28 protein-coding genes are annotated in these 22,741 nt (G+C 65.9%); 11 read left to right on the top strand and 17 right to left on the bottom strand.

Annotation, left to right across the window (positions count from 1 at the left end; translation table 11 throughout):
- Positions 1-47: 47 nt before the first annotated feature.
- Genes ACTWPB_RS06315 through ACTWPB_RS06305 form a run of 3 tightly spaced genes read left to right on the top strand, consistent with a single transcriptional unit; the run spans position 48 to position 3,039 of the window.
- Complete coding sequence (locus tag ACTWPB_RS06315; RefSeq protein WP_446224751.1) at positions 48-938, top strand: SDR family oxidoreductase; 891 nt, start codon at positions 48-50, stop codon at positions 936-938.
- Positions 935-2,053, top strand: coding sequence for a hypothetical protein (locus tag ACTWPB_RS06310; protein WP_446224750.1), 1,119 nt, complete (start codon positions 935-937; stop codon positions 2,051-2,053). The genes ACTWPB_RS06315 and ACTWPB_RS06310 overlap by 4 nt, the downstream gene beginning before the upstream one ends.
- Positions 2,050-3,039, top strand: coding sequence for an alpha/beta hydrolase (locus tag ACTWPB_RS06305; RefSeq protein WP_446224749.1), 990 nt, complete (start codon positions 2,050-2,052; stop codon positions 3,037-3,039). Before ACTWPB_RS06310 ends, ACTWPB_RS06305 begins: the two co-directional genes overlap by 4 nt.
- A gap of 76 nt (positions 3,040-3,115) precedes the next feature.
- Here ACTWPB_RS06305 and ACTWPB_RS06300 read toward each other — a convergent pair whose 3' ends face one another.
- Positions 3,116-3,661, bottom strand: a complete 546-nt coding sequence (locus ACTWPB_RS06300) for a hypothetical protein (protein ID WP_446224748.1) — start codon at positions 3,659-3,661, stop codon at positions 3,116-3,118.
- Positions 3,662-4,109: 448 nt separating this feature from the next.
- On the opposite strand from ACTWPB_RS06300, the gene ACTWPB_RS06295 reads away from it, so the two are divergent.
- Entirely contained in the window at positions 4,110-4,817 is a 708-nt protein-coding gene (locus tag ACTWPB_RS06295; RefSeq protein WP_446224747.1) for a response regulator transcription factor, read from the top strand.
- On the top strand, positions 4,804-6,210 hold the full coding sequence (locus tag ACTWPB_RS06290) for a sensor histidine kinase (RefSeq protein ID WP_446224746.1): 1,407 nt from the start codon (positions 4,804-4,806) through the stop codon (positions 6,208-6,210). Before ACTWPB_RS06295 ends, ACTWPB_RS06290 begins: the two co-directional genes overlap by 14 nt.
- A gap of 302 nt (positions 6,211-6,512) precedes the next feature.
- Here the strand turns inward: ACTWPB_RS06290 and ACTWPB_RS06285 are convergent, their stop codons facing one another.
- The 5 genes from ACTWPB_RS06285 to ACTWPB_RS06265 form a co-directional block, all read right to left on the bottom strand.
- Complete coding sequence (locus ACTWPB_RS06285; RefSeq protein ID WP_446224745.1) at positions 6,513-7,178, bottom strand: MspA family porin; 666 nt, start codon at positions 7,176-7,178, stop codon at positions 6,513-6,515.
- A 38-nt stretch (positions 7,179-7,216) separates the two neighbouring features.
- Complete coding sequence (locus tag ACTWPB_RS06280) at positions 7,217-7,879, bottom strand: MspA family porin (protein ID WP_446224744.1); 663 nt, start codon at positions 7,877-7,879, stop codon at positions 7,217-7,219.
- Between the two features lie 324 nt (positions 7,880-8,203).
- The gene (locus ACTWPB_RS06275) at positions 8,204-8,383 is read right to left on the bottom strand and encodes a hypothetical protein (RefSeq protein WP_378920650.1); all 180 of its coding nucleotides are present in this window, start codon (positions 8,381-8,383) and stop codon (positions 8,204-8,206) included.
- A gap of 226 nt (positions 8,384-8,609) precedes the next feature.
- On the bottom strand, positions 8,610-9,425 hold the full coding sequence (locus ACTWPB_RS06270) for an ABC transporter permease (RefSeq protein ID WP_446224743.1): 816 nt from the start codon (positions 9,423-9,425) through the stop codon (positions 8,610-8,612).
- Positions 9,422-10,360: an ATP-binding cassette domain-containing protein gene (locus ACTWPB_RS06265; protein ID WP_446224742.1), complete on the bottom strand. Its 939-nt coding sequence runs from the start codon at positions 10,358-10,360 to the stop codon at positions 9,422-9,424. The genes ACTWPB_RS06270 and ACTWPB_RS06265 overlap by 4 nt, the downstream gene beginning before the upstream one ends.
- A gap of 120 nt (positions 10,361-10,480) precedes the next feature.
- Between ACTWPB_RS06265 and ACTWPB_RS06260 the strand changes: the two genes are divergently transcribed.
- On the top strand, positions 10,481-11,119 hold the full coding sequence (locus tag ACTWPB_RS06260) for a PadR family transcriptional regulator (RefSeq protein ID WP_446224741.1): 639 nt from the start codon (positions 10,481-10,483) through the stop codon (positions 11,117-11,119).
- A 30-nt stretch (positions 11,120-11,149) separates the two neighbouring features.
- Here ACTWPB_RS06260 and ACTWPB_RS06255 read toward each other — a convergent pair whose 3' ends face one another.
- The 5 genes from ACTWPB_RS06255 to ACTWPB_RS06235 form a co-directional block, all read right to left on the bottom strand.
- Entirely contained in the window at positions 11,150-11,527 is a 378-nt protein-coding gene (locus ACTWPB_RS06255) for an SHOCT domain-containing protein (RefSeq protein ID WP_446226249.1), read from the bottom strand.
- A 148-nt stretch (positions 11,528-11,675) separates the two neighbouring features.
- On the bottom strand, positions 11,676-12,104 hold the full coding sequence (locus ACTWPB_RS06250; RefSeq protein ID WP_446224740.1) for a nuclear transport factor 2 family protein: 429 nt from the start codon (positions 12,102-12,104) through the stop codon (positions 11,676-11,678).
- A 198-nt stretch (positions 12,105-12,302) separates the two neighbouring features.
- Positions 12,303-12,878: a TerD family protein gene (locus ACTWPB_RS06245; protein WP_446224739.1), complete on the bottom strand. Its 576-nt coding sequence runs from the start codon at positions 12,876-12,878 to the stop codon at positions 12,303-12,305.
- 81 nt (positions 12,879-12,959) lie between these two features.
- On the bottom strand, positions 12,960-14,966 hold the full coding sequence (locus ACTWPB_RS06240) for a hypothetical protein (protein ID WP_446224738.1): 2,007 nt from the start codon (positions 14,964-14,966) through the stop codon (positions 12,960-12,962).
- Between the two features lie 39 nt (positions 14,967-15,005).
- Entirely contained in the window at positions 15,006-16,046 is a 1,041-nt protein-coding gene (locus tag ACTWPB_RS06235) for an ATP-grasp domain-containing protein (RefSeq protein ID WP_446224737.1), read from the bottom strand.
- Positions 16,047-16,430: 384 nt separating this feature from the next.
- Between ACTWPB_RS06235 and ACTWPB_RS06230 the strand changes: the two genes are divergently transcribed.
- The 4 genes from ACTWPB_RS06230 (at position 16,431) to ACTWPB_RS06215 (ending at position 18,427) form a co-directional block, all read left to right on the top strand.
- Positions 16,431-16,709, top strand: coding sequence for a hypothetical protein (locus ACTWPB_RS06230; RefSeq protein ID WP_446224736.1), 279 nt, complete (start codon positions 16,431-16,433; stop codon positions 16,707-16,709).
- A gap of 111 nt (positions 16,710-16,820) precedes the next feature.
- Complete coding sequence (locus ACTWPB_RS06225; RefSeq protein ID WP_378920699.1) at positions 16,821-17,402, top strand: TerD family protein; 582 nt, start codon at positions 16,821-16,823, stop codon at positions 17,400-17,402.
- A gap of 154 nt (positions 17,403-17,556) precedes the next feature.
- The gene (locus ACTWPB_RS06220; protein WP_378639262.1) at positions 17,557-17,886 is read left to right on the top strand and encodes a hypothetical protein; all 330 of its coding nucleotides are present in this window, start codon (positions 17,557-17,559) and stop codon (positions 17,884-17,886) included.
- Between the two features lie 28 nt (positions 17,887-17,914).
- Positions 17,915-18,427, top strand: a complete 513-nt coding sequence (locus tag ACTWPB_RS06215) for a DUF1990 family protein (protein WP_446224735.1) — start codon at positions 17,915-17,917, stop codon at positions 18,425-18,427.
- Here the strand turns inward: ACTWPB_RS06215 and ACTWPB_RS06210 are convergent.
- Entirely contained in the window at positions 18,424-19,461 is a 1,038-nt protein-coding gene (locus ACTWPB_RS06210) for a beta-ketoacyl-ACP synthase 3 (RefSeq protein ID WP_446224734.1), read from the bottom strand. The two genes, ACTWPB_RS06215 and ACTWPB_RS06210, sit on opposite strands and share 4 nt — an antisense overlap.
- Positions 19,462-19,550: 89 nt before the next feature.
- On the opposite strand from ACTWPB_RS06210, the gene ACTWPB_RS06205 reads away from it, so the two are divergent.
- Positions 19,551-20,132: a TetR/AcrR family transcriptional regulator gene (locus ACTWPB_RS06205; RefSeq protein WP_446224733.1), complete on the top strand. Its 582-nt coding sequence runs from the start codon at positions 19,551-19,553 to the stop codon at positions 20,130-20,132.
- Positions 20,133-20,138: 6 nt separating this feature from the next.
- On the opposite strand, the gene ACTWPB_RS06200 is transcribed toward ACTWPB_RS06205, so the two are convergent.
- From ACTWPB_RS06200 to ACTWPB_RS06180, 5 genes are all read right to left on the bottom strand, one after another.
- Entirely contained in the window at positions 20,139-21,041 is a 903-nt protein-coding gene (locus tag ACTWPB_RS06200) for an alpha/beta hydrolase fold domain-containing protein (RefSeq protein ID WP_446224732.1), read from the bottom strand.
- A gap of 100 nt (positions 21,042-21,141) precedes the next feature.
- Positions 21,142-21,684 carry a YaeQ family protein gene (locus ACTWPB_RS06195; RefSeq protein WP_446224731.1) on the bottom strand — a complete coding sequence of 181 codons (543 nt, stop codon included), beginning with the start codon at positions 21,682-21,684 and terminating at the stop codon, positions 21,142-21,144.
- Positions 21,685-21,751: 67 nt separating this feature from the next.
- Positions 21,752-22,063 carry a helix-turn-helix domain-containing protein gene (locus ACTWPB_RS06190; protein ID WP_266297982.1) on the bottom strand — a complete coding sequence of 104 codons (312 nt, stop codon included), beginning with the start codon at positions 22,061-22,063 and terminating at the stop codon, positions 21,752-21,754.
- Complete coding sequence (locus ACTWPB_RS06185; RefSeq protein ID WP_446224730.1) at positions 22,063-22,242, bottom strand: hypothetical protein; 180 nt, start codon at positions 22,240-22,242, stop codon at positions 22,063-22,065. The genes ACTWPB_RS06190 and ACTWPB_RS06185 overlap by 1 nt, the downstream gene beginning before the upstream one ends.
- Positions 22,243-22,380: 138 nt before the next feature.
- On the bottom strand, positions 22,381-22,716 hold the full coding sequence (locus ACTWPB_RS06180) for an MmcQ/YjbR family DNA-binding protein (protein ID WP_446224729.1): 336 nt from the start codon (positions 22,714-22,716) through the stop codon (positions 22,381-22,383).
- Between the last annotated feature and the right edge of the window lie 25 nt (positions 22,717-22,741).

Below are 22,741 nucleotides of genomic sequence, written 5' to 3'. Positions count from 1 at the left end.
CTCCATTTTGACATGCTATCGTGTCAAAAAAGCCGAACAGGAGACCCATGCGCACTCGATCCGGGCAGCCGGTAGTACTGAAAGGCCAGGTCGTGGCCGTGACCGGCGCCGCGAAGGGCATCGGCCGCGAGATCGCCCGCGCACTGGCATCGGCGGGCGCCCGCGTCGCCATCGGTGACCTCGACGCCGACGAGGTGCGCGCGACGGCGACGGCGCTCAACGGCGAGGTCGCCGGATTGCCGACCGGTGCCGTCGAAGCGTTCGACCTCGACGTGACCGACACCGCGTCCTTCGAAGCGTTCCTCGCAGGCATCGAGTCCCACTGGGGGCCGATCGATGTCCTGGTGAACAACGCCGGGGTGATGTGGGTCGGCGGTTTCGACGCCGAACCCGAGAACGCGACCCGACGGCAGCTCGAGGTCAACCTGCACGGTGTGATCAGAGGCGTCAAACTCGCCGCCCCGGCCATGCGAACCCGGGGACGCGGTCACATCGTCACCATCGCCTCGGCCGCGTCGAAGCTCTCCCCCGCGGGCGAATCCACTTACGCGGCAACCAAACACGGCGTATACGGCTACCTCAAAGGTGTGCGCGCCGAGCTCGCGGGCGCCGGCGTCCAGATGTCGATCATCATGCCGGGCGTGGTGGACACCGAGCTGGCGGCGGGCACCGCGACCGGCGCCGCGAAACTGCTGCGGCCCACCGACGTCGCCGCCGCGGTCGTGTCGGTGATCGAGCGCCCGCGCTTCGAGGTCACCTTGCCCGCCTATGTCGGCCCGCTCGCCCGCTGGGCCGAGGTCCTGCCGCAGCGTGCGCGCGACTTCCTGTACCGCGCGATGCTGCCCGACCAGGTGGCCGCGGTCGCGGGCACCTCCACCCGCGAGACCTACGAATCACACCTTCTCAGCGACGAGAGCCCCACCCGAGGAGAATCATGACCCCCGCAGCCCCTTCGCCCCTCGATACCGTGCGTCCCATTCCGGAATTCGATGGTGTGCACCAGATCTGGCCACGTGGTGACCGCCTGGCCGCGGTGCGCGGCGCCGCCGAGCGGTACCGCACGCGATTCCTGTCCCAGGGCCAGGTCCGCGCGATCAAGAGCTTCGACATCGCGGCAGCGCCGTATCCGGCGCGATTCGCCTTCCAGGGGTACTCGGTCAACCTCAACCCGATGATCTCGATCATCAACCGGATGTTCGTGATCCAATTCGAAGGATTCGACGGCAAGCTCAAGACGCTCGTGTGGGAACCCACCGTGGCGGCGGGCTCGGCGGAGGCGCCCTTCTACGGCAAGCTCCAGAAGCTCTCGCGCAGTCTGCGAGCGGAGAAGCTGTTCGTCACCTACTACAACGACCCCGACAGCGTGCTCCCCCGGCTGGGACTGCGCAACTCCGACGTCGACTACCTCAGCTTCGACCACCTCCATGTGCAGGACGTGCGCATGATCATGGGTTCCGGCACCCCGATCGAGGGTGAGACCGAACCTCGAAAGCCGCTGTTCCCCCACGCGAAACTGCTGGTGCACCGCAAGGAGCTCGGCACGTTCGAGTCCATGCACCCGATGCAGTGGGCGTGGTACGTCGAGCACGGGATGGACGGCGTGCCCGCCGACCGGCTCGAGGTCTTCGACGGCGATGTCGAACTGGGCGTCGGCGTGAGCCTGCTGTGGACACCCGGTCACACCGACGGCAATCACTCGCTGGTCGTCAACACCCCCGACGGTGTGTGGGTGTCCTCGGAGAACGGGATGGCCGCCGACAGCTGGCAGCCCGAGTTGTCGAAGATCCCCGGCGTCAAGCAGCAGGCCGACTTCTACGGCCGCGAGGTGGTGCTCAACAGCAACACCCTCGAGGATTCCCTCGACCAGTACGACTCGATGGTCAAGGAGAAGACCTTGGCTTCGCCGTCGCCCAAGGACCCGAGATGGCTCCAGATCATCCCGTCGTCGGAATGCGCGCCGTGGAAGCGGCAGTGGCCGGTGGTTCCCACCCACAGCCACGGCGGACTCGACTACGGCACCATCGTCGTACCCGATCGGTCAGGCGAACTGTGACAACCGATCTGCATTTCCACCGCACAGCCAGCCGACGCGCGACGCTGCTGTATGTGCTGGCCCGGGTGATCCTCAAACCGTTCTATCGAATCTGGCCGCTCAACGATCCGGGCCTGCGGGCACTTCGGCTCATCGATATGGCGCTCGGCCTGCTGCCGTACACGAAAACGGTGAGCCTCGAGCGCTCGAGCCTGGGCGGGGTGGTGGTGGAGACCAGCACCGGGCCGACCACCGCCACCGACGCGCTCACCGATGCCAGTGTGCTGTACCTGCACGGCGGTGGTTTCGTGTTCTGCGGCTTGGCCACTCATCGCCGCGTGTGTGGCAGCCTCGCGCTGTCGCTCGGGGTGCCGGTGCATTCGGTGGACTATCGCCAGCTTCCCCAGGCCGGGGTCGGCACCTCGGTTCGCGACGCCTACGACGCCTACCGCGCACTGCTCGATGTCGCGCCCAACCCGGACAAGGTGATCCTGATCGGCGACTCGGCAGGCGGATTCCTCGCAGCCAAGATCTGCGAACTCGCGCACCGCGACGGAATCACCATGCCCGCGGCCTTCGTCGGCTATTCACCGCAGCTGACTCTCGACCTCGACCGCATCGACCCGGCGCTGCTGCGCGGTGACGCCTACCAGCCGATCAGCGCGGTGCGGCGCGCCGCGAAGCGCTGGTCGAGCGGCCCAGTCCTGCTGGAAGGGACAGCCTCGCCCGCCGACGACATCGCGCCGACCGCCTTCCCGCCGACCTTGCTCACCGGCGTGGAACGCGAACTGCTCGAGCCCGACATCCGAACCCTGACCGCCAGACTGTCGAGCGCGGACCGGACCATCGAAACCCATATCTGGCGCCGGGGCGTGCACGCCTTCCCCGTCCTCGACACACTCCTGCCCGAAAGCCGGCACGCACTGCGCCTGACCGGAGCTTTCCTGCGCCGCGTTCTCACACCCGAAGCCGACAACGAGCCCGACCGACTCAGCATGCACGGCTGACAGGTAGGCAGAATGCGGGCAGCGGACTGAGGCATCCGGCCGGGAGTTCACGCTCCGCGGCCGGATGTCTCGTAGGTCAGACCAGTTCGGGAACGCGCAGGTGGGCGAAGCCGAGCCGGAACTCCGCTACCTCGAGAACCTCGGCTTCCATGGTGCGGGTCGCCGCGGCCCGCAGTCGATCGACCTGTTCGCGGCTGTTGTCGAGCTCCTCTCGGCTCGCCCAGACGGTCGATCCAACGCCTCGCCCGGTTTCCCGGTCGACGAACAGGCTGGCGCTGCGGAATCCTTCGATCTTCTCGAGCTCCGGCAGCAGGCTGGACTTGAACGTCTGGATCGCCAGGTCGACTCCGGACGGGTCGACTTGGACCCAGGTACACCGGGTACAGGCACTCGCACCGGCCAGATGATCGCGGTGCATGACCGCGACTTCCCATTCCTCGATATTCTCGACCGTGCCGTTGAGTGCCTCGGCCAGACCATCGCGCAGAGATCGGACGCGCATTCTGCTGTCGTGCAGCGCGGCCTCGGATTCCCACGCGGTGGTGGCGATGCATCGGCCTGTCGCCCTGTCCACCATCAGCGACATGCCTACCCACCCGTCGAGCTCGGGCATATTCGGCATCACCGCATTGTGGAGGTATGCGATACCGCGGTCGATCGAGGACCGCTGAGCCGCAAATGTGCTGGAACGTGCGTACACGGGGCCACCTCCTACTTCAGGAAGGGCAGCGCCCCGGTGGGCGCCACCGGACACATCTACTGTCCTCCGATGCGGGGATCCACACAATGCGATGGACGCATCTCGAACACCGATAATTTCGCCATATTTATTGGCGCGAAAGTATTGACATCGAGCAAATCAGGAGAAGACTGGATAGATACCGGAACACCGGAGATGAGCCGCACTGCCGACGAAGACGTTTGCCGACGGTTGTGACGATATTTTCAGGATCTGGCTAAGCCCCCGGCAAGCCAGTCGGATAACCGGAGTTGTCAGCGACGACTGAACTCATGGTTTTCGATGGAGACTACCGGGGACTGTTCTGTGTGGGGGCCGATAGGCTCCCACCATGAACGCGCAGTTGATGATCGTCGAGGACGACACCCGGGTCCGAGCGTCGCTGCGGCTCGCGATGGAAGACGAGGGCTACACCGTCGCTGAGGCGGACTGCGCCGAGAACGCACTCGATCAGGTCCACAGTCTCGGTGCTCCCGACGTGATGCTCGTCGACCTCATGCTCGGCGGAATGGACGGATATACCTATATCCGTGAAGTGCGTCGCGCTCATGATGTGCCGATCATCGTGGTCAGCGCCCGCGACGACACCCATGACGTGGTCGCCGCGCTCGAGGCGGGCGCCGACGATTTCGTCACCAAGCCGTTCGAGGTCAAAGAACTCTGCGCGCGCATCAGGGCGCTGCGCAGACGGACAAGGAACACGACGGACCGTGAGGTCACCGAGATCGTCCTCGACGCGGCACCGCACCGCAGGCTGATCCTCTGCCCGGAGCGCGGCGCGCTGCGGCTGGCAGGCGAGGACGTGCATCTCACGCTCACCGAGTTCCGGCTGCTGTGCGAGCTGGCGCAGAACGACAGCCTGGTACTGAGCAGGCAGGTACTGCTCGACAAGATCTGGGATCGCGGGTTCTTCGGCGACGAGCGCATCGTCGACGTTCATGTGCGCCGGCTGCGTACCAAGATCGAACGGGATCCCGCCGACCCGCGGCTGATCGTCACCGTGCGCGGTCTCGGCTACCGGCTCGATGTCCAATCCTGAACGCGGGCCACGTTTTCGAGGGCTGCGTGGCCGCGTCACCGCGACGTTCGTGCTCAGCGCCAGCCTGGTAGCCGTTGTGCTGTCCGGATCGGTGTACGGCATCAGCACCGGTTACATGGAGTCGCAGCGGACCCGCACTGTCGAACGAGCCGTGGGGGTACATGCCGAGCTGCTGCGCTTGCGGCTGGCCGGCGCGGACGTCACCGGCACTCAGGCCATGGACGCGCTCCCTCTGCCGAGCGGCACCCTCGCGATGTTGCGTCAGGACACCGGATGGTCGCTGGCCGGGGCCGACGTCGATCTTCCGTCGGCGTCGGCACTGCCGCTGCCCAGCCCGGTCGAGGCGGTGAACAGCACCGCCACCCGGGTGCGGATCGGCGAGCAGCCCTATCTTCGGGCAGGCGCGGTCGTCGAGAACGGCACCATCCTCTACGAGTTCGCACCGCTGCTCGAACTCGAGTCCAACCTCCGGATGCTGCGCACGCTCCTGCTCGCCTGCTCCGTGCTCGCCGTGGCGATCGCCGCCGCGATCGGCGCCTGGGCAGCTCATCGCGCACTGAGTCCGCTGCGTCAGGTCGCCGCGACCGCTTCCCGGATCGCGTTCGGGGAGCACGAGCTGCGGCTGCCGCGCACCGACGACGAAGAACTGTCGGCCACCGTCGACGCGTTCAACGCGATGGTCGACTCACTGCATCTGCGCATCGAGCGCGAACGGCGCCTGGTCTCCGATCTCAGCCACGAGCTGCGCACACCACTGACCACCCTCACCACCACGGCGACGGTGCTGACCGGGCACCGCGACGAACTGTCCGAGCGGCCTCGCGCCGCGCTGGGTCTGCTCGTGGAGGAAACCGCCTACCTGCGCGGATTACTCGATGACATGCTCGCCCTGGCCCGCGTGGAAGCGGGTATCCACCGTTCCGACCAGATCCCACTCGAGCTGGCGGAGCTGCTCACCCATCTACTCGCCGGTCGTGGCGTGGCGCCGGAGCTGCTCGACATCCGCGACCCCGGGACGATCCGCGGGCGGCGCACGGAACTCGAACGCGCGCTGGTCAATCTGCTGATCAACGCCGAACGCCACGGTGGTGGGGTGACCGGTGTCGGCGTCGACCGCGACGGACCCGACATCGTGGTGACGGTCGACGACGCGGGCCCCGGAGTGGCTCCCGAGAACCGCGAACGGATCTTCGAACGCTTCGTCACCGCCTCACGCGCGACCGCGGGCACCGGCATCGGTCTCGCGCTCGTCAGCGAAACCGTCCTCGGCCATCGCGGCACCCTTCGCTGCACGGAAAGCCCCCACGGCGGCGCCAGATTCGTGCTCACGATCCCCGCCTCGACCGACGGCCTTCATGAGATCGCAAAGAATCGACCGGAGCCCTCGCAATGATTGCCTGCGATTGTCTGTTCGTGCCGCAGCCGAGCACCGCGTGGTGTTCTCGGCCCCGATGGACCGCCGCCACGCGGGACAACGATGAGTGCCCGGTCGCGCACACTCCGGTCACCGGGATCGGCGCTGTCATTCCATGGCACCGGCCCGGAGGAGGACACCCATCGGGCGGTCTCGCATTGCCGTCCGATGGCCGACGTCCGGTTCTCAGCGGACGACACCCGATTCCGGTGACCTGATACCCGCCGACGCGTCGAGGCCCGGCGCACAACGCGCCGGGCCTCGATACAGGATCGATCAGATCAGCCGATGCTGAACGGCTGACCCCACAGCGTGACGACCGAGGTCACGTTGTCGGTCTCGACTTTCACCTTCACAAAGGCACGCGCCTGGGCGTAGCCACCACAGCCGGACAGACCGATGGTGGTGTCGGCCCAGGTCACCGAGCCGCTCGTGCCCTTGAACTTGTTGTCCTTGCTGTGGGCCTCGTCGCCGTAGTCGTCGGCCTTCTCGAGGTCGAGAATGTAGAACGACTCCGCCTGGCCAGGTCCGAGACTCAGCTCGGCGCCGGTGTCGGCACCGACACCGGGCTTCTTGCCCGCCCAGTCGCTCTCGCCTTCGACGCCACCTTCGACGCCGCCGCCGTCGATGTTCACCTGGCAGCCGACCACGTAGCCGGGACGGATCTTGCCGCCCTTGGCGTTACCCGACACCTCGACCTGCGCACTGCCCGACACCCACGCGTTGCGGTGCACCGGGGTCGAACCCATCGACGGGTTGATGTTGGCCGACTCCCCGACCAGACGCACTGTGACGGTGGTGCCGTCGGACAGCGTCTTGACGATCTCACCACCGGGCAGCGGAATGAAGGTGTCGGCGTTGGCCGCACCGGCCGACAGCATTGCGACGGTGACGGCGCCGGCGCAGGCAACACCGGCCAGACGCGCCGCATTCTTACGGTCGAACATATATTTCATCCTCTGATCTGAAGTCTGGTTCGGGCGGGTCAGCCGATGCTGAACGGAGCACCGTAGAGCGTGGTCTTGGAGTAGTGGTCGCCGATGATCTCGACCACGGAGTACGAGCGGGCCTGCGCGTATCCGGCACAGCCCTGCACCTCGATTTCGACGTCCTGGTACTCGATCGAGTAGACGCCCGCCTTCAGGATGTCCTTCTTCTCGAGCTGGACGAACTCGACCTCACCCGGGCCGAGCTCGATGCCCGCCGAGCCGCCGACACTGAAGCCGGACAGGTCGATGCCACCGGACAGGCCCGCGGCGATCGCGTCGTCGCCGATCGAGACCTGGCAGCCGATGATGTAGCCGGTGTTGAGCTGTGAGGCACCGTGGGTGGAGGAATTGTTGGTGCCGTCGCTTCCGGACGGACCATTGGCCGGACCCACCTCGCCCTCGGGCGTGATCGTCACGTCGGCGGTCACGTTGGCCGAGACCCACGCGACCCGGCCCGCGCCATTGGCGGCCATCGACGGGGAAACCACGGCGTGTTCACCGGTGCGCTGCACCGTGACACCGTGGCCGACCCGCTCGCCGTCCGGCAGTGCGACGAAGGCATCGGCACCGGCGGTACCGGCCACGAGCGCACCCAGTGCGAGAACGGCCACGCCGGTGCCGACAGCATGCAGGCCACCACGGATTCGGTTGATATTCATACTTCCCCTCATCAGGTTCGAGCAGTCATCCCACGGCGGCGCGAGCGCGTGCCGGGGGCTCGACCGAGCTTTCCCGCGGACCGTGGCGTGCCAACGCCCGTGCGAAAGCCCACTGATGAAAGTCGCACTACGAGAACATTTCCGGCTCTTTGCGGTGACATAACGGCGGCTGTAAACAGTTCGCAACAATTCACCCCGCCCAGGCCGATCGAGCCTGCTGTTATCGGTCCCGAAGCCCCAGGCGCGAACGCTCCTGCTCGACGCGATCTCGCAGCACTGAGCCCCGCCCCCACCGAGCCCGGGGCGCGCATCGCGTTCGCAGCGTCAGTGTGAGTAATCCCGGAACGTCATGACGCCGCCGACCAGGACAACCATCACCGTGAGGATGTAGACGGTGACGCGGACCCAGGTCGGCCCGTAGTAACTGACCGCCATCGACGCGCCGAGCGCTGCCAGAATCAGCACCACCCCGTAGAAGGGTGTGCGTTGCTCCCTGTCAACCATCACTCCAGTGTCCGCCGACCGGGCCGCGGGTGCCATCCCTACTTCCGAGATCGGCTGAAGCCGGGTGGCAGGCCAGGCAGAGCTCGACCCTTGTTGCCGGGCCCGGCAGACCGGGTGGGACAGTTCTGCTGACCGGACTGCCGAGCTCGGGAAAGCCCACCCTCGCGGTGATGCCGGCCCGCCATGGCGCGCTGGTCCTCGTGGCAGCCATCGCACCGTCGCCGAGCTAGCGACTCAGGTCTCTGAACCGCTTCACCGCCAGCGGGAAGAACACCGCGATCAAGGCCAACGGCCAAGCCACCGCCAGCATTTCGGCGTGTGCCGCGGCCCAGGAGTCACCGACCGCGCCCGGATTGCCGAACAGGCCACGCACCGCTGTGGCGGTCGCCGACATGGGGTTCCACTCGACGACCGCACCCAGCCAGGACGGCATCGCTTCGGGCGAAGCGATGGCATTGGAGAGGAAGCTGATCGGCCAGACCAGGATCTGGACCGCCTGCACCAGTTCGGGCTTGCCCGCGACCATCGCCAGATAGATGCCGATCCACAGCATCGCGAACCGGAACAGCAACAGCAGTCCCACGGCCGCCAGGAACGCGGCGGCGCCGTCGTGCCAGCGCCAGCCGATCGCGTACCCGACCGCGATCATCACGGCCAGCCCGACCACCGACTGCATCATGTCGGCGACGCTGCGCCCCACCAGAACCGCGGCCGAGTTCATCGGCATCGAGCGGAATCGATCGATGACCCCCTTGCCGAGGTCCTGGGTGACCGAGAGCATGGTCGCCTCGAGGCCGAATGCCATTGTCATGGTGAGCATTCCAGGGACCAGATAGTCCTTGAAGTCCCCGTCGATGCCGCGCCCGCCGCCGATCAGGTAGGTGAACATCACCAGCAACATCACCGGGAAGACCAGCCCGACGACCACCTGAACGGGCTGGCGAACCCAGTGCGCCAACTCGCGTCTGGTCATCGTCCAGGAATCGGTGAGCGCCGTGCTCAGTGTCGAAACCGGTTGGTTCGTTGGGTAAGTCGCGCTCATGCCGCGTGCTCCTTGGTCAGGTGCAGGAAGACTTCGTCGAGTGTCGGCCGCCGGATCGCGATGTCCTCGGCGTCGATACCGTGCGTCTGCAGCGCCCGGACGGTCTCGGTCAGTGCCACCATCCGGTCGCCGACCGCGGCACTGACCATCCGCCGGTCCTCGTCCACCACCGCCTCGCCGGGGATGAGCGCGGCCGCGAGTGCCAGCTGGGTGACGTCATGCACGACCACGTCGATGCGGTCGCCGCCGGTCGTGGATTTCAGCTGGTCGGCAGTACCCTCCGCGATCACCTTCCCGTGGTCGATCACCGAGATCTGGTCGGCCAGCTGATCGGCCTCCTCCAGGTATTGCGTGGTCAGCAGCACGGTGGTGCCGCCGTCGACCAGGGAACGCACCGAACTCCACACCTCGGCGCGGCCGCGGGGATCGAGCCCGGTCGTCGGTTCGTCCAGGAACAGCACCTGCGGTTCGGAAATCAGCGACGCCGCGAGGTCGAGCCGCCGCCGCATCCCGCCGCTGTACTGTTTGACCGCCTTCTTTCCGGTGTCCGCGAGCCCGAATCGCGCAAGGAGTTCATCGGCTCGGGTGCCCGCGCGGCGCGCCCCGAGGTGGTAGAGGCGCCCGAACATCTCCAGGTTCTGTCGCCCACTGAGTTCCTCGTCGACAGCCGCGCTCTGGCCGAGCAGCCCGATTCGGGTGCGCACCTCTGCGGCCCGCGTCCGCACATCGATGCCCGCCACCTCGACGCGCCCCGCCTCGGGGCGCAGCAGCGTGGACATGATGCGCACGGCCGTGGTCTTGCCCGCGCCGTTCGGGCCGAGAACCGCGTGCACGGTACCGGCCCGGACCGCGAGATCGAGTCCGTCGAGGGCCTGCTTCGCCCCGTATGTCTTCCGCAGGCCTTCGACGACGATCGAGAGATCGTGGTCAGTCAAAACACCCTCCAACGCCTAGTGATCAAACTTGACTAGATGATTAGGGTACCGACCCCCGATTCATTTAGTCAAACTTGAATACTGCTAGTTTGGTCGCACTCGCTCGGAAGGGAGACGTCCATGTCAGCGATCCGGCTACTGGTCCTCGGCGCGGTCCGTCAGCACGGCCGAGCGCACGGCTATCAGGTGCGCAACGACCTGGAGTTCTGGGGCGCCCACGAATGGTCCAACGCCAAGCCCGGCTCGATCTACCACGCACTCAAGCAGATGGCCAAGCACGGACTCCTCGTCGCACACGAGGTCGCCCCGAGCACCGTCGGCGGTCCGCCTCGCGTCGAGTACGAGATGACCGGCAAGGGCACCGAGGAATACTTCACGCTGCTGCGCGAGGCCCTGACCGCGTACGACCAGAAGATGGACATGCTCTCGGCCGGTATCGGGTTCATCGTCGACCTACCACGCGAGGAGGCCGTCGCACTCCTGAGGCAACGGATCACCGGCCTCGAGCAGTGGCGCGCTTCGGTCACCGAGTACTACGCCCCGGAGCAGGGGCCAGAACAGCTCGGACACATCGGCGAGATCATGAACATGTGGCTGCACTCCGCCGACAGCGAAGCGGCGTGGACCCACAGCCTGATCGAACGCATCGAAGGCGGCGCCTATACCTTCACCGGCGAGGGCGAGCCCTTCGTCGGCGTCCTCGCACAGGACCAGCCCAACCCGTTCGCGACCGGACCACACCCCGACGACCTCCGCTGACGCGAGCCACTCCCCGGCGCGGTCGATATCTCAGGCGAGGGCTTTGGCCTTGAGCTGCTGGAATTCCGTGTCGGTGATGGTTCCGGCATCGAGCAGCCGCTTCGCATCGGCGATCTGTGCCGCGGAATTCGTGCCCGCCGTCTGCTTGATGTAGTCGTCGGTCTCGGCGCGTGCCTGCTTTTCGGCCGCGGCGGTCCGTTCCGACATCCCGCTGCCGCGCACGATCAGATACACCAACCCGGTGATCAACGGGAACAAGAACAAGAAAAGCACCCAGATCGCCTTCACCCAGCCCGAGGTCTGCCGGTCGCGGAACAGGTCGGTGATGATCATGAACAACAGCAGCAGATAGGCGACGAACGCGAAACTCACGATGATGACCCAGAGAATGTCCCATACCGACATGATTCGATCCTCGCTTCCGTGCTGCGTGACCACCGGCCCTATCACCGCCGCCGAAGCGATTCGCGCGTTCGTGGCGGTATCGGTGATGCTACGAAGCGCACAACACGCAGGAATCACCCTTTACGGGTGAACTTCACCGCCAGACCCGAGGTCACCCCACAGACGATCCGGGATCGGGTTCATCGTTCTTCCTGGCGGTGATCTGGGTCAGCAGGCAACGCCACCGGCCGTCGACTTCGGTGAACGCGTCGGTTGTCCACTCATCGGCGTCGAACCGAACACCCTGGTAGTGGGCGGTACTGGTGACCCGGGTCGTCAACAGCGCGAGCTCGCCGTGGTAGCGGATTCTGGGTTCACCGACGCGCACCATCGCCGAGTGGGTGAGGTCGCCCGATCCGACGACTGCCAGGAACCGCTCGGCCCTGGTTATGCCGTCCTCGGAGACCATGATCCATTCGTCGGCCATGTACGAACCGATCCGGTCCACGTCATTGGCGACGATCGCCACCTGCCACTCGTCGAGCACGGCGAGGAGTTCGTCATCGACTGATCGGTCCGGAGAAAGACGTGTTGTTGTCATGATCCCACGCTAGGACCGGCAGTGCGCCCGGTCTTGGACGAATGGAACGACAGGCCTACGTCGCACACCCGGCACCAGCGATTCGGCCGTCCGGCGCGGTGGCGCGTTGAGACCGCGGCCCGAGGCAACACCGCTGGTCAGCTGCGTGATCGCCCAGGTTCTCTAGCATTCCGCAGCTGACCGGCACTTGTCGGTGAATCAGAGGCTGACGCCGAAATCGCGGGCGATGCCTTCCAGGCCGGAGGCATAGCCCTGGCCGGTGGCGCGGAACTTCCACTCGGCGCCGTTGCGGTACAGCTCGCCGAAGACCATGGCGGTCTCGGTGGACGCGTCCTCGGAGAGGTCGTAGCGAGCCAGTTCCTCGCCGTTGCTGCGGTCGAGGACGCGGATGTAGGCGTTGCGTACCTGGCCGAAGGACTGGCTGCGGTTCGCCGCGTCGTAGATCGAGACCGGGAACACGATGGAGTCGATCGTGGCCGGGGTGTTGGCCAGGTCGACGTTGATCGTCTCGTCGTCACCGTCGCCGGCACCGGTGGTGTTGTCGCCCGCGTGCTCGATCGCGCCCTCAGGCGACTTCAGGTTGTTGAAGAAGACGAAGTGCCCGCTCGACACCACCTTCTTGTCGGCGCCGAGCCCGATGGCGCTGGCATCGAGGTCGAAGTCCGTGCCGGTGGTGGTCCGCAGATCCCAGCCGAGACCGACCGCGACGGCGGTGAGGTTCGGCGCCGCCTTGGTCAGTGAGACATTGCCGCCCTTGGACAAGCTGACACCCATATCGAAACTCCCCTTGATCATCGCGGCACGAAGCGCACCGACGCCCACACCCTAGCGTTCGACTCTGAACGTTTGCTGTGATCAATCCTGTTCGGCCGCACCCGATTCCACGGGCAGCCGAGCGGCGCCCCAGCTGCGGTGCAGGTAGCCGATCACCCGGTCGAGTTCGGCGCGATCGACGGCGGCCAGCTCGCCCGGCTCGAGTGGGTCGAAATGGAAAATGTAGAGGCGCGAGGCGAATTGCTCGAAGGGCAGCGACGCTTCGCCGAAACGCTCACCGTGCCCCGCTGTTCCGACGACGACCCCATCACCCCAGTCCTGGCCGCTGTCGTTGTTCGGGTTGTAGAAATACACCCGCATCACGTCCTGCGGGTCGAGGCTGACCCGGAGCACGGTGATGGCATGCCAGCCGACGAAGCGGGCGGCGCTGTCGGTGACGGCGATACCGGCCGGCTGCGGATGGATCACCGGCTGGTTGCCGTTGTAGAAGGGGTGGTAGCCGGCGTAGAAGTGGCGCAGGAATTCGTCGAGGTCGGTCAGGTGGCCGGTGGCCACGTCGACATTGATCCGGAACCCGCGTCCGGACCACCAACCGTGGAACTCCGGGTTGATCCAGCGGTGTGGATCGCCGTCGCGGCCGAGGCAACGCCTGCCCATCTGCGCGTAGATCCGGTCCAGGTGCGGAACCACCAGCAGCGACACCGGGTCCAGATCGAGTTGCAGCACAGTCGATTCCGCGTCGCCGGTCTCGCGCGAGGAAATCGGCTGCCCCTCGAAGTGCATGACGATCTCGTCGTCGCGCGCGGCCCACACCACTGTCTGCAGCAGATAGTCGGGATCGTTGTAGGCCCACATCGACAGTGCCCGCGCCGATTGGCAGGTGGGGTTGTCGCCCTGCCCGATCCCCAGCGGCAGGCCGAGAACCGACAGCATCCCCGACAACAACCACGCCCGCGGGTCCGGGGCAGGCCCGAACACCCGGGTCAGCCGCCGGCGCGAGTGCGGTGAAAGCCGTAGCGCCAGTTGGCGCCACAGCGCGGGCGCTACCGGCGGCTGATAGAGAATGCCGCGTTCGAGCAGCAAGGTGAGCCCGTAGACGCACTGCGCCGTTTCGACGTGAACAGCCTGCTCGATGAGGCTGCGCACGAGTTCGTGATAGCAGAGCAGACTGTCGCGGCCGGTGCTGGAAAGGCCCATCGCCTCGCCGAGCAGGTACTCGCCTTTGGTGAGCAGAAAGCGAAGCAGCACCGCGTGATACGGCGAGACCAGCCCGGTGTCGTGCATGGACCGCGCGAATCCCGTTGCCTCGTACTGCAGCGCGCTGTCGTCCATCGATTCCAGCCGCGTGCGGTAGATCTCGACTCCGGGGTCTTCCCTGCACCCCTCGGTGGTGCCGTAGAGGCTGCTGATCAGCCGGTCGGCACCGAGACCACTGGCACCGAGATCCACATCGGGATCGGCACGGGCGACGGCGATCTGGGTGATCATCCGCTTGACCCCGTCGACCTGGATAGGCCGCTGCCGCAGGATGCGCCAGATCTCGTCGACCAGGTTCTCCAGCACCTTCTCGTACCCGACCTCGGCGACGAGGTAGTGCAGCAGCTCCCGCGAGACCTGCGCCATCCGCCCCTGCTGTTCCCGCTCGGCCTCGGTGGGCGGGGAGAACAGCAGCGACAGATTCACCGCGAGTACCTGCGACAGATGATCGGCGGCCTGTTCTGCCGACACCAGCGCATGCTGGTAATCGCCCTTGGCGACCGCGAGCAGCCGCAGATCACTCACCGCCTCCAACACCATGGTGTCGGCATTGGCACTGCGCAACGAGCCGGTGCTCAGCGCCGGGATGAGGATCTGCGGCTGGGCCCAATCCGTGCCGAGGAACAGACCCGCGGTCTCCAGTCTTTCGGCGCGTGCACGCACCGCGGCGCACCCGCCGGGCAGCAACAGCACCCGCCGAAGGGATTCCATGACCCTGGGCAGTTTGACCTGCTTGCCGAAATCGCCTGCGTCCGCGAGGGACTGCGTGGCGTGGTCCACCGTGGCGAGGCGCCGGTCCAAGCTCGCCGGGTCGTGGCCGTCCGGACTCAATCGCCGATCCCTTCGCGCACCGTTGCCCCTGGCAACGGATCAAATATAGAAATCGAGTTCTTCTTGTCGCTTCAACAGATCCCGCAGAGTGTACGGGTCTTCGCCGAAGAAATAGAGCAGACCCCAGTGATTACCGAATGCGGTCCGTTTGGTGACTTTTTCGGCCTGGGGTGCGGTGAGCTCGTGTGAGTCGAAGTAATCGTGATCCTCGGTCTCGGGCGGCACGGATAGCCGGCTCACCACGCGCCGGCGCGGATACACGCCGAAGCACCCCGCGTGGCCGGTGGCATCCACCACTTCCTCCGGGAAGAAAGCGTCGATCTCCTCGGTGGTGGATTTCGGGTCGAAGGCCAGCACCAGTGCATGGTAGGCATTGAAACCGTAGGTCCGTTCCAGCAGCTCGAACACTTTGAAACCCGGCGGCCGGTAGGCGACTTCGCCGAAATACATTTCACCGTCGCTGGTGACGAAGTACTCGGGATGAATGAAACCGAATTCGATGTCGAAGGTCTTGATCAGCTTTTCGACCTGCCGGGTGATCTCGGGCCGGTACTTCTCCAGTTCCGGCGTCGCGGGCACGAACACCGAATATCCGAGCGTCACGTATTCCGAGATGTTCAGGAAGCAGATGCGGCCGTTGTGGACCCAGGCCTCGACCGCGAACTCCCAGCCGTCCAGGTGCGATTCCATCAGCATGGGGAACTCGTCGTCGGGGATCGTGTCGACCTCGTCGGGGGTCCGGATGATCCGGTGACCGAGGCAGCCCGCCTTGTCGAACGCCTTGAGGTGAATCGGATCGTTCGGATCACCGTCGAGTTTCAGCAGGGTTTGATTGACCCGCTTCAGGAATCGGATCACGTCGTCGCGCTCGTGCGCCTCTTCGAAGATGCCGACCCGGATACCGCCGAGCTGCGCGCGCCGCTTCATCAACGACTTGTCGCGCAGGAGCATGGACTGCCCGAGCAGGCGCGGATTGCCGAGCAGGACGGAGTTGATCGCGCCTGCCCATTCCACCGTCTCCTCGAAGATCGGAATGGCGACGTCGACCCCTTTCTCCTGCAGGGTCTCCGCGATCTCCATCGAACGATCGTTGAGCCGCTCGAAATCCCAGGGGATATAGGGAATGTTGTGCTCTGTGCAGTAACTTTGCGCCCATTCGGGTGCGACCACAATATAGCGGCGATCGAACCGATCAACCGCCTCGACGGCGTTCAAACTCCAGCCGAGCAGAGCTACATAGCCTTTGTCCGGGTTTCGACTTTTCGATTCGTCAGCTGAAATCGACAAACCTTATCCCTCCTCGAACTCCACAGCCCCGAAACCAGGACCCTGAATGAATCCCTGCAGGGCTGCTATTTTCATGGGGTACCCGGCCCCTCGGCGTCCAACCATGACAAAGCTGTGACCGAGGGCTTCCGACCGGCACGACCAGCACCCGCCCCCCAGTGCGGTTACGCTCAGGGAATGCCCGGTCCTGAGACCTTGCCGCCGCCACGCAACGGCGCAGGCCTCGCGGCGCTGGTGCTCGGCATCATCGCCTGCGCGGTCTCGTTCATCCCCGTCGTCAGCGAGTTCGTCGCCGCCCCAGCCGGTATCGGGGCCGTGGTGGCTGCGATCGTCGGCTGGGATCGGATCGAGAGCGGCGTGGCCACCAACCGCGCCGACACGATCGCTGGCGGGATCCTCGGTGCGATAGCGCTAGCGGTCACCGCCCTGGTCTACCTCGCAACCCATTCCGGCTGACGGGGACGCGGTCCTGGCGATCGTCGGTGCGGGCGCCTGCGCGATCGACGGACTCCGCAGCCCGATTCCGTCGCCATGCACGTGACGAGCGAAGTCCGTAGCCTGAGAATCGTGATTACTCTCAAGAAGGAAGACGGCGCGGCCGATCTCGCCGGTATCACCAAGATGAGCGTGGGGGTGAGCTGGGATCCGTCGGCGGGTGCCAGCGGTGGAATTCTCGGAATGGCGCGGCGCAAGCGCGGTGTCGACCTGGATCTGATCGCCGTGCTGTTCCAAGGCGGTGAGCCGGTGCGGTTCGCCGGTCTGGATTCGCTCGACCCGCTCGGCAACGGCTCGGTGCTGCACACCGGCGACGAGCAGACCGGCGCGGCCGTGGGCGACGACGAGACCGTGCACGTCACCTTCGGCAATGTTCCCCCCGCCATCGACTCCATCGTCTTCGTCGCCGTCGCGTTCAAGAAGGGCAGCTCCTTCGAGAAGGCGAACAACGTCTCGTTCAAGATCTACGACGCCACCGGTGGCGATACCCAGCCCGTCGCCGACATCTGGCCATCACTGCTCGGCGCGGACAATGCCAATGCGATCGCGCGGACCTTCCGCAACGGTCCGGTGTGGCAGCTGGAGGTCCTCGACCGCAAGGGCAAGATCAAGCAGGGCGATCGCCAGGCGTTGCTGCGCTTCGCGATCGGCTGAAACCGTGGCGGCAGGGCCCGGCGCGCACCGCGCCGAGCTCTGCCGCGGCGCGGGGACGACCTCGCCCTTTCGCACATTTGCGACATCAGCGAAGTTCGTCAAGTCCACGCGATTTCGGTGTTCCCTGAATAGTTGCTGCGATACGGTTTTTCGCATGGACGACATCGAGTTGGATTTGCCGAGCGTCGCTACTTCCCACAACGCCGGACGAATTCTGGAAATCGGCGCGGTCGGTCTGCGCAACCCACTTCCCGTCGACGGAGAACAGACCCACGCCTACGTGTGCTGTGTCGACGGCACCACCCTGCAGCTCCCCGACTCGCTGCAGAACTGGGCCATGCAGACCCTCGCCGCGAACTTCGACCTCCGCGCGACCGGCCTGCCCTCACTGTTCCCCTGCCGCTTCGAATTCGGCATCCGCGACGGCGCGGCCTACGCGGTACCGGTGACCCAGCGGTCGCTGCGCGAGAAGGCGAACGCATGACAACCTGACGGCGCCTATCGTCACCCTCATGTACGAGGGACTCACCTACGCCCCGGCCGGCGCGACCAGCCCCGCCGAGGAAATCTGGACCGGCGAATACCCCGGATTCCGCCGGTTCGGCACCACGGTGGCGATCGGTCACGGCGAGCCGACGTGGGCGGCCGCTTCCGAGGCCGTGCTGCGGTGGGGCATCAAGCGCCGCAGCGGCTTTCGCGTGACTCCCGATGGTGCGGTGTCGACGGGTGCGCGGTACCGGATCAGTGCGGGATGGGGCCGTGTCTCGGTCCACGAGCCGGTGCGGGTGGTCGCGGTGGTCGACACCGACAACCGGTGCGGCTTCGCCTACGGCACCTTGCCCGGCCATCCGGTCAGCGGCGAGGAAGCCTTTGTCGTGCACCGGGATTCGACCGGCGCCGTCTGGCTCACCCTTCGCTCGCTGACCAGACCCGCACCGACCGGACTATGGCGCTTCACCTTTCCGGTACTTCTTGTCGCGCAACGCTTCTACCGTCGCCGGTATCTGCGCGCACTGGTGCGCTAGGCGATCGGGGGCAGATGAACGACCTGGCCCGCATACGCCAGCCCGGCACCGAAGCCGAGCAGCAGCGCGGTGTCGCCGGGGTTGGCGGCACCGGAACGCACGAGTTGTTCCATGGCCATCGGAATGGACGCGGCGCTGGTATTGCCGGTGTCGATGATGTCGCGCGCGATGGCGACGGTCTCGGGCAGGCCAAGGGTGCGGACCAGCGCGTCGGTGATGCGGATATTGGCCTGATGCGGGACGAACGCGTCGAGGTCGGCGGCCGTGAGCCCCGCGCGGTCGAGCGCGTCACGACAGGCCTTCTCCAAGAACGTGACCGCCCAGCGGAATACCTCGGTGCCGTTCATCCGAATGTAGGGGCGTTGCGTTGTGCCGCCGCCGGCCTCGGCCGCCGCGACTTCGGCGAAATACTCCATAAAGGTCTTGTCCTGCTTGATCGCCGAGGTGCGCGAGCCATCCGAACCCCACGCGACCGGGCCGATCCCCTCCTGCTCGGCGGCGCCGACGACGACCGCACCGGCACCGTCAGCGAAGATGAACGCGCACACGCGATCGGTGGTGTCGAGCAGATCCGACAACCGCTCCACCCCGATCACCAGCACCTGTCGCGCCTGACCCGAGCGCACCAGATTCGCCGCATCGGCCAACGCGTAACAGAAGCCCGCGCAGCCCGCGGAAATGTCGAAGGCGGCAGTGTCGTGCATGCCGAGTTCGGTCGCCACCACCGCACCCGCCGATGGACCGAGCACCATCTGCGACGACGTCGCGAGCACGACCGCGTCGATCTGCTCGGCGCTCACCCCCGCCGCCGCGAGCGCGTCACGCGCGGCCGCGACACTCATCGAGACGATCGTCTCGTCGGCCTCGGCCCAGTGCCGGGCGGCGATCCCGGACCGGGTCTTGATCCATTCGTCCGACGACTCGATCGCGTCGACGATCTCGGAATTGGGCACGACACGGCGCGGGCGATACACACCGAGGCCGAGAATTCCCGCGTGGGTGACCGGAACCGCGGTGGCAATGGGGGTGGGCATGGCATCCTCTCCATATGAACCGATCGGTTCACGTAGCACTAGGTCTAACATGAACCGATCGGTTCAATCAAGGGGTAGGAGTAGATCGGATGGCTGCCGGACCACGCGCCCGACTCATCGAACACACCATCAGCACCGTCCAGGAACACGGCGTCCACGCGTCCTCCCTCAGCGAACTGCTCGAGCGCAGCAACACCTCACGCAACTCGCTGTATCAGCACTTCCCTTCCGGCAAGGGCGAATTGGTGCAGACCGCGGCGCGGATCGTGACGCGCCTGGTGTACTCGCACGTGAGCGCGACGGCCGACGCGCTACAGACCGCGACCTCGGTTCAGCAGTGGCTCACCGACCTGCTCGCCTTCTGGCGCACCCCGCTGGAAAAATCCGACTACACCGCGGGTTCGTTCATGATGGCGGCCGCCCTCGACGAACTCGACCCCGCCGTCCAGTCCATCGCGGGGCAGGCCTTCGCCGAATGGACCGCACGGCTCGCCGACGGGATCGTCGCCGCCGGGATCGAACGCGCGACCGCGGTGTCGCTCGCGGGTTTCCTCCTCACCACCATCGAGGGCACGATCGTGCACAGCCGCGCACTCAAATCGTCACACCCGTTCGATCAGGCGGTCACCCAGCTGACGATCCTGTTCAACGTGCACCTGTCCGAGCGCTGATTATTCTCACGAAATACTGTGCGCCGCATCGAGTTCGGCGCGCAGGGTGGTGATGATCCGGCGGCGGGCCGCCGCGCCTTCGGAGCTGGGAGTCAGCGGGTAGACGTGGACGAGTCCGGGTTCTTCGAGATAGTCGAGGTCGACGCCCGCCGTCCGCGCCTTCGCCGCGAACAGGCGGGCGTCGGGGTTCAGGATGTCTTCGGTGCCGGTGAACAGCGTGATCGGGCCCAGCCCGCCGAGGTCGCCGAACAGCGGGCTGACCAGGGGATCTTTCATCGGGAGCTCGCCGCTCCACAGCCTGCCGAACACCAAGCCGCCCTCGCGACCCAGCCATGGATCGCGTGGCAGCACCACATCGATCTCCGGATTTTCGAGGGTGAGGTCGAGGGCGGGCGAGATCAGAATCGTGCGGGGGACAATATGGCCTGCGTCGCGTAGGTGTAGCGCGGTGGACAGCGCGATCTGGCCGCCCGCGGAGTCGCCGGCGAGGAAAGTCGGGCCGTAGCGCTCGCTGGCCGCGGTGACAAGTTCGGCGATGCGGGGAATCACCTGGGCCGCGGTGCCGAAGGGGATCAGCGGATAGATCGGGACTGTGACGACGAGATGGGTCTGCGCGGCAATACGGGCCGCGAGTTGCCAATGTTGCGAAGCGATTTCGCCTACCCAGCCACCACCGTGCGCGTACACGAGACCGCCGCGGGAGATCCCGTCCGACGGGGTCAAGGTGTAGATCGGCCAGCCACGGTCGTGCACCACCGAGACCTCGACACCGCGCAGTGTGCGCGGTGGACCGTAGGCGAGGGGCCGCACACCGCGCTCGCGCACGTGCGCCGTGGCCATCTCGGCATCGATGTAGTTCCGGTTGCGCCGGGTGACCCGCAGGAATCCCGGAATCACGAACCGACTCATCACACCGGGCACCGCGACCTCCACTCGACAACCAGACCGGCGCAGTCGAAGCGCTCGGACCGAGCGTCGCCGATGCCCGCCAAACTACCCCGTGCCGAGCTCAGCCGAGGGGTTGCTCGGTGACGTCGGTACGCAAGCTGGTGCCGTTGAGGTCCAGATAGAGCACACCCTCGGTGACCGAAAGAGTGGCGGTATTGCGACGATCGACCAGCGCCGCCGCCTCATCGATGAACGCGCGGTCGAAACTGACCAGCGGGATCTGCGCCGCATTGTGAATCTTCTTGCCCGCGTACTGCGCGAGCACCTTCGCCGGGTCGCGATGGGTATAGACCACAGCCCGACCAGCGAGTTTGCTCCCACGATGAATACGATCCGCGTCGGGCGCACCCACCTCGATCCACGCGGTAGTCCGCCCGGTCATATCCCGGACCTGCACCGCGGGCTCATCGGTAGCCGAAATCCCACCCTCACTGAACACAATCCCCTCCTCGTACTGCAAGCAGTACGCGAGGATCCGCGTGACCATGTACTCCATCGTCTCCGACGGATGCCGGGCTACCCGCAATTCGAGATCCTCGTACACTCCCCGATCCACATCGGCGAGCTGAACGGCGAAGTTGTGCAGTGTTGCGCTGAGTGCCATAGGACGTCAGAGCCTACCGGGCTCCCCCACCCAGTCGTCTCGCGCACCGGTCAGGACCGATCGGTGGTCATGCAATCGTGTATGCCTCGTCGCCGAAACGGGCGACGACTTCTATCTCACCGCCGAGCGCTTCGACGTACTTGCGGATCGTCTCGATCTTGGAGCGTTCGATTTCGCCGTGCTCGATTTTCGAGACGGTTCGCTGACCTACGCCGATCTTGTTGCCGAGTTCGGTTTGGTTGAGTTGCTGGGCTTCTCGCAGTTCGGCCAGGCGGTACGCCCGCTCAACCGAACGCATCTTCTTGCGGACCGCGGCGACGCGAGACTGATCGTAGCCACCGCGCGGATGCCGCGTCTGGTCGCTGTTGTGCAGCTCCATCAGTCCAAACCTCCTATGTGCTCGTCGTAGATGCGGTCGGCGATCGGGATATTCTCTTCCTTCATGTTCGAGTGCCGCGATGTTCGCAAGGTGTCGACCCATGGTCGCCCGAGCGCCGGGCCCCGTTCCTCCAATTCCTGACGCGCCGCTTCGTAGTGGTCGAACATAACGTCGTCCAAGCCATCGGCCTATTTCAGAACCTGCTTGGTGAGGTAGATGGTCCGTCCCACACAACCCAGAATACCACCTACAGGGTCTAGAACCTATGGGTGGTAGCGCGCTACTACTGGCGGCCTGATCTCGGCCGCTGTTCCCAGCTACGGATTATCGAGCAACTCCCGCGGTGCGGCCTGGCGCCAGGAGTCGGCGATGATGGCTTCCAGTTCCTCGCGGTCGTCGAGGGCGGTCAAGCGGACCCGGACCCAGGGGTTGCCCGCCTCGTGGGTGGCGATCCAGAACTTGGCGGGCTCGGCCAGCACCAGCTCGTCGCGTTCGACGATCGGGCAGCGCACCGCCATCGAGGTCTCCTCCTCCGGCAGCGTGAGGAACAGCTTGCCGGCGACCTTGAAAATCGGCATGCCCCAGGCGAATTGCTCTGCCGTCTGCGGGAGCGACAGGACGTAGGCGCGGACGTCATCCCCGGTGACATTCATGCGCTACATCCTGACAGCACCCACC

Source organism: Nocardia sp. IBHARD005, from assembly GCF_052814245.1.
Note: the sequence above shows the minus strand (reverse complement) of the source record. Positions and strands in the feature narration are given on the sequence as shown.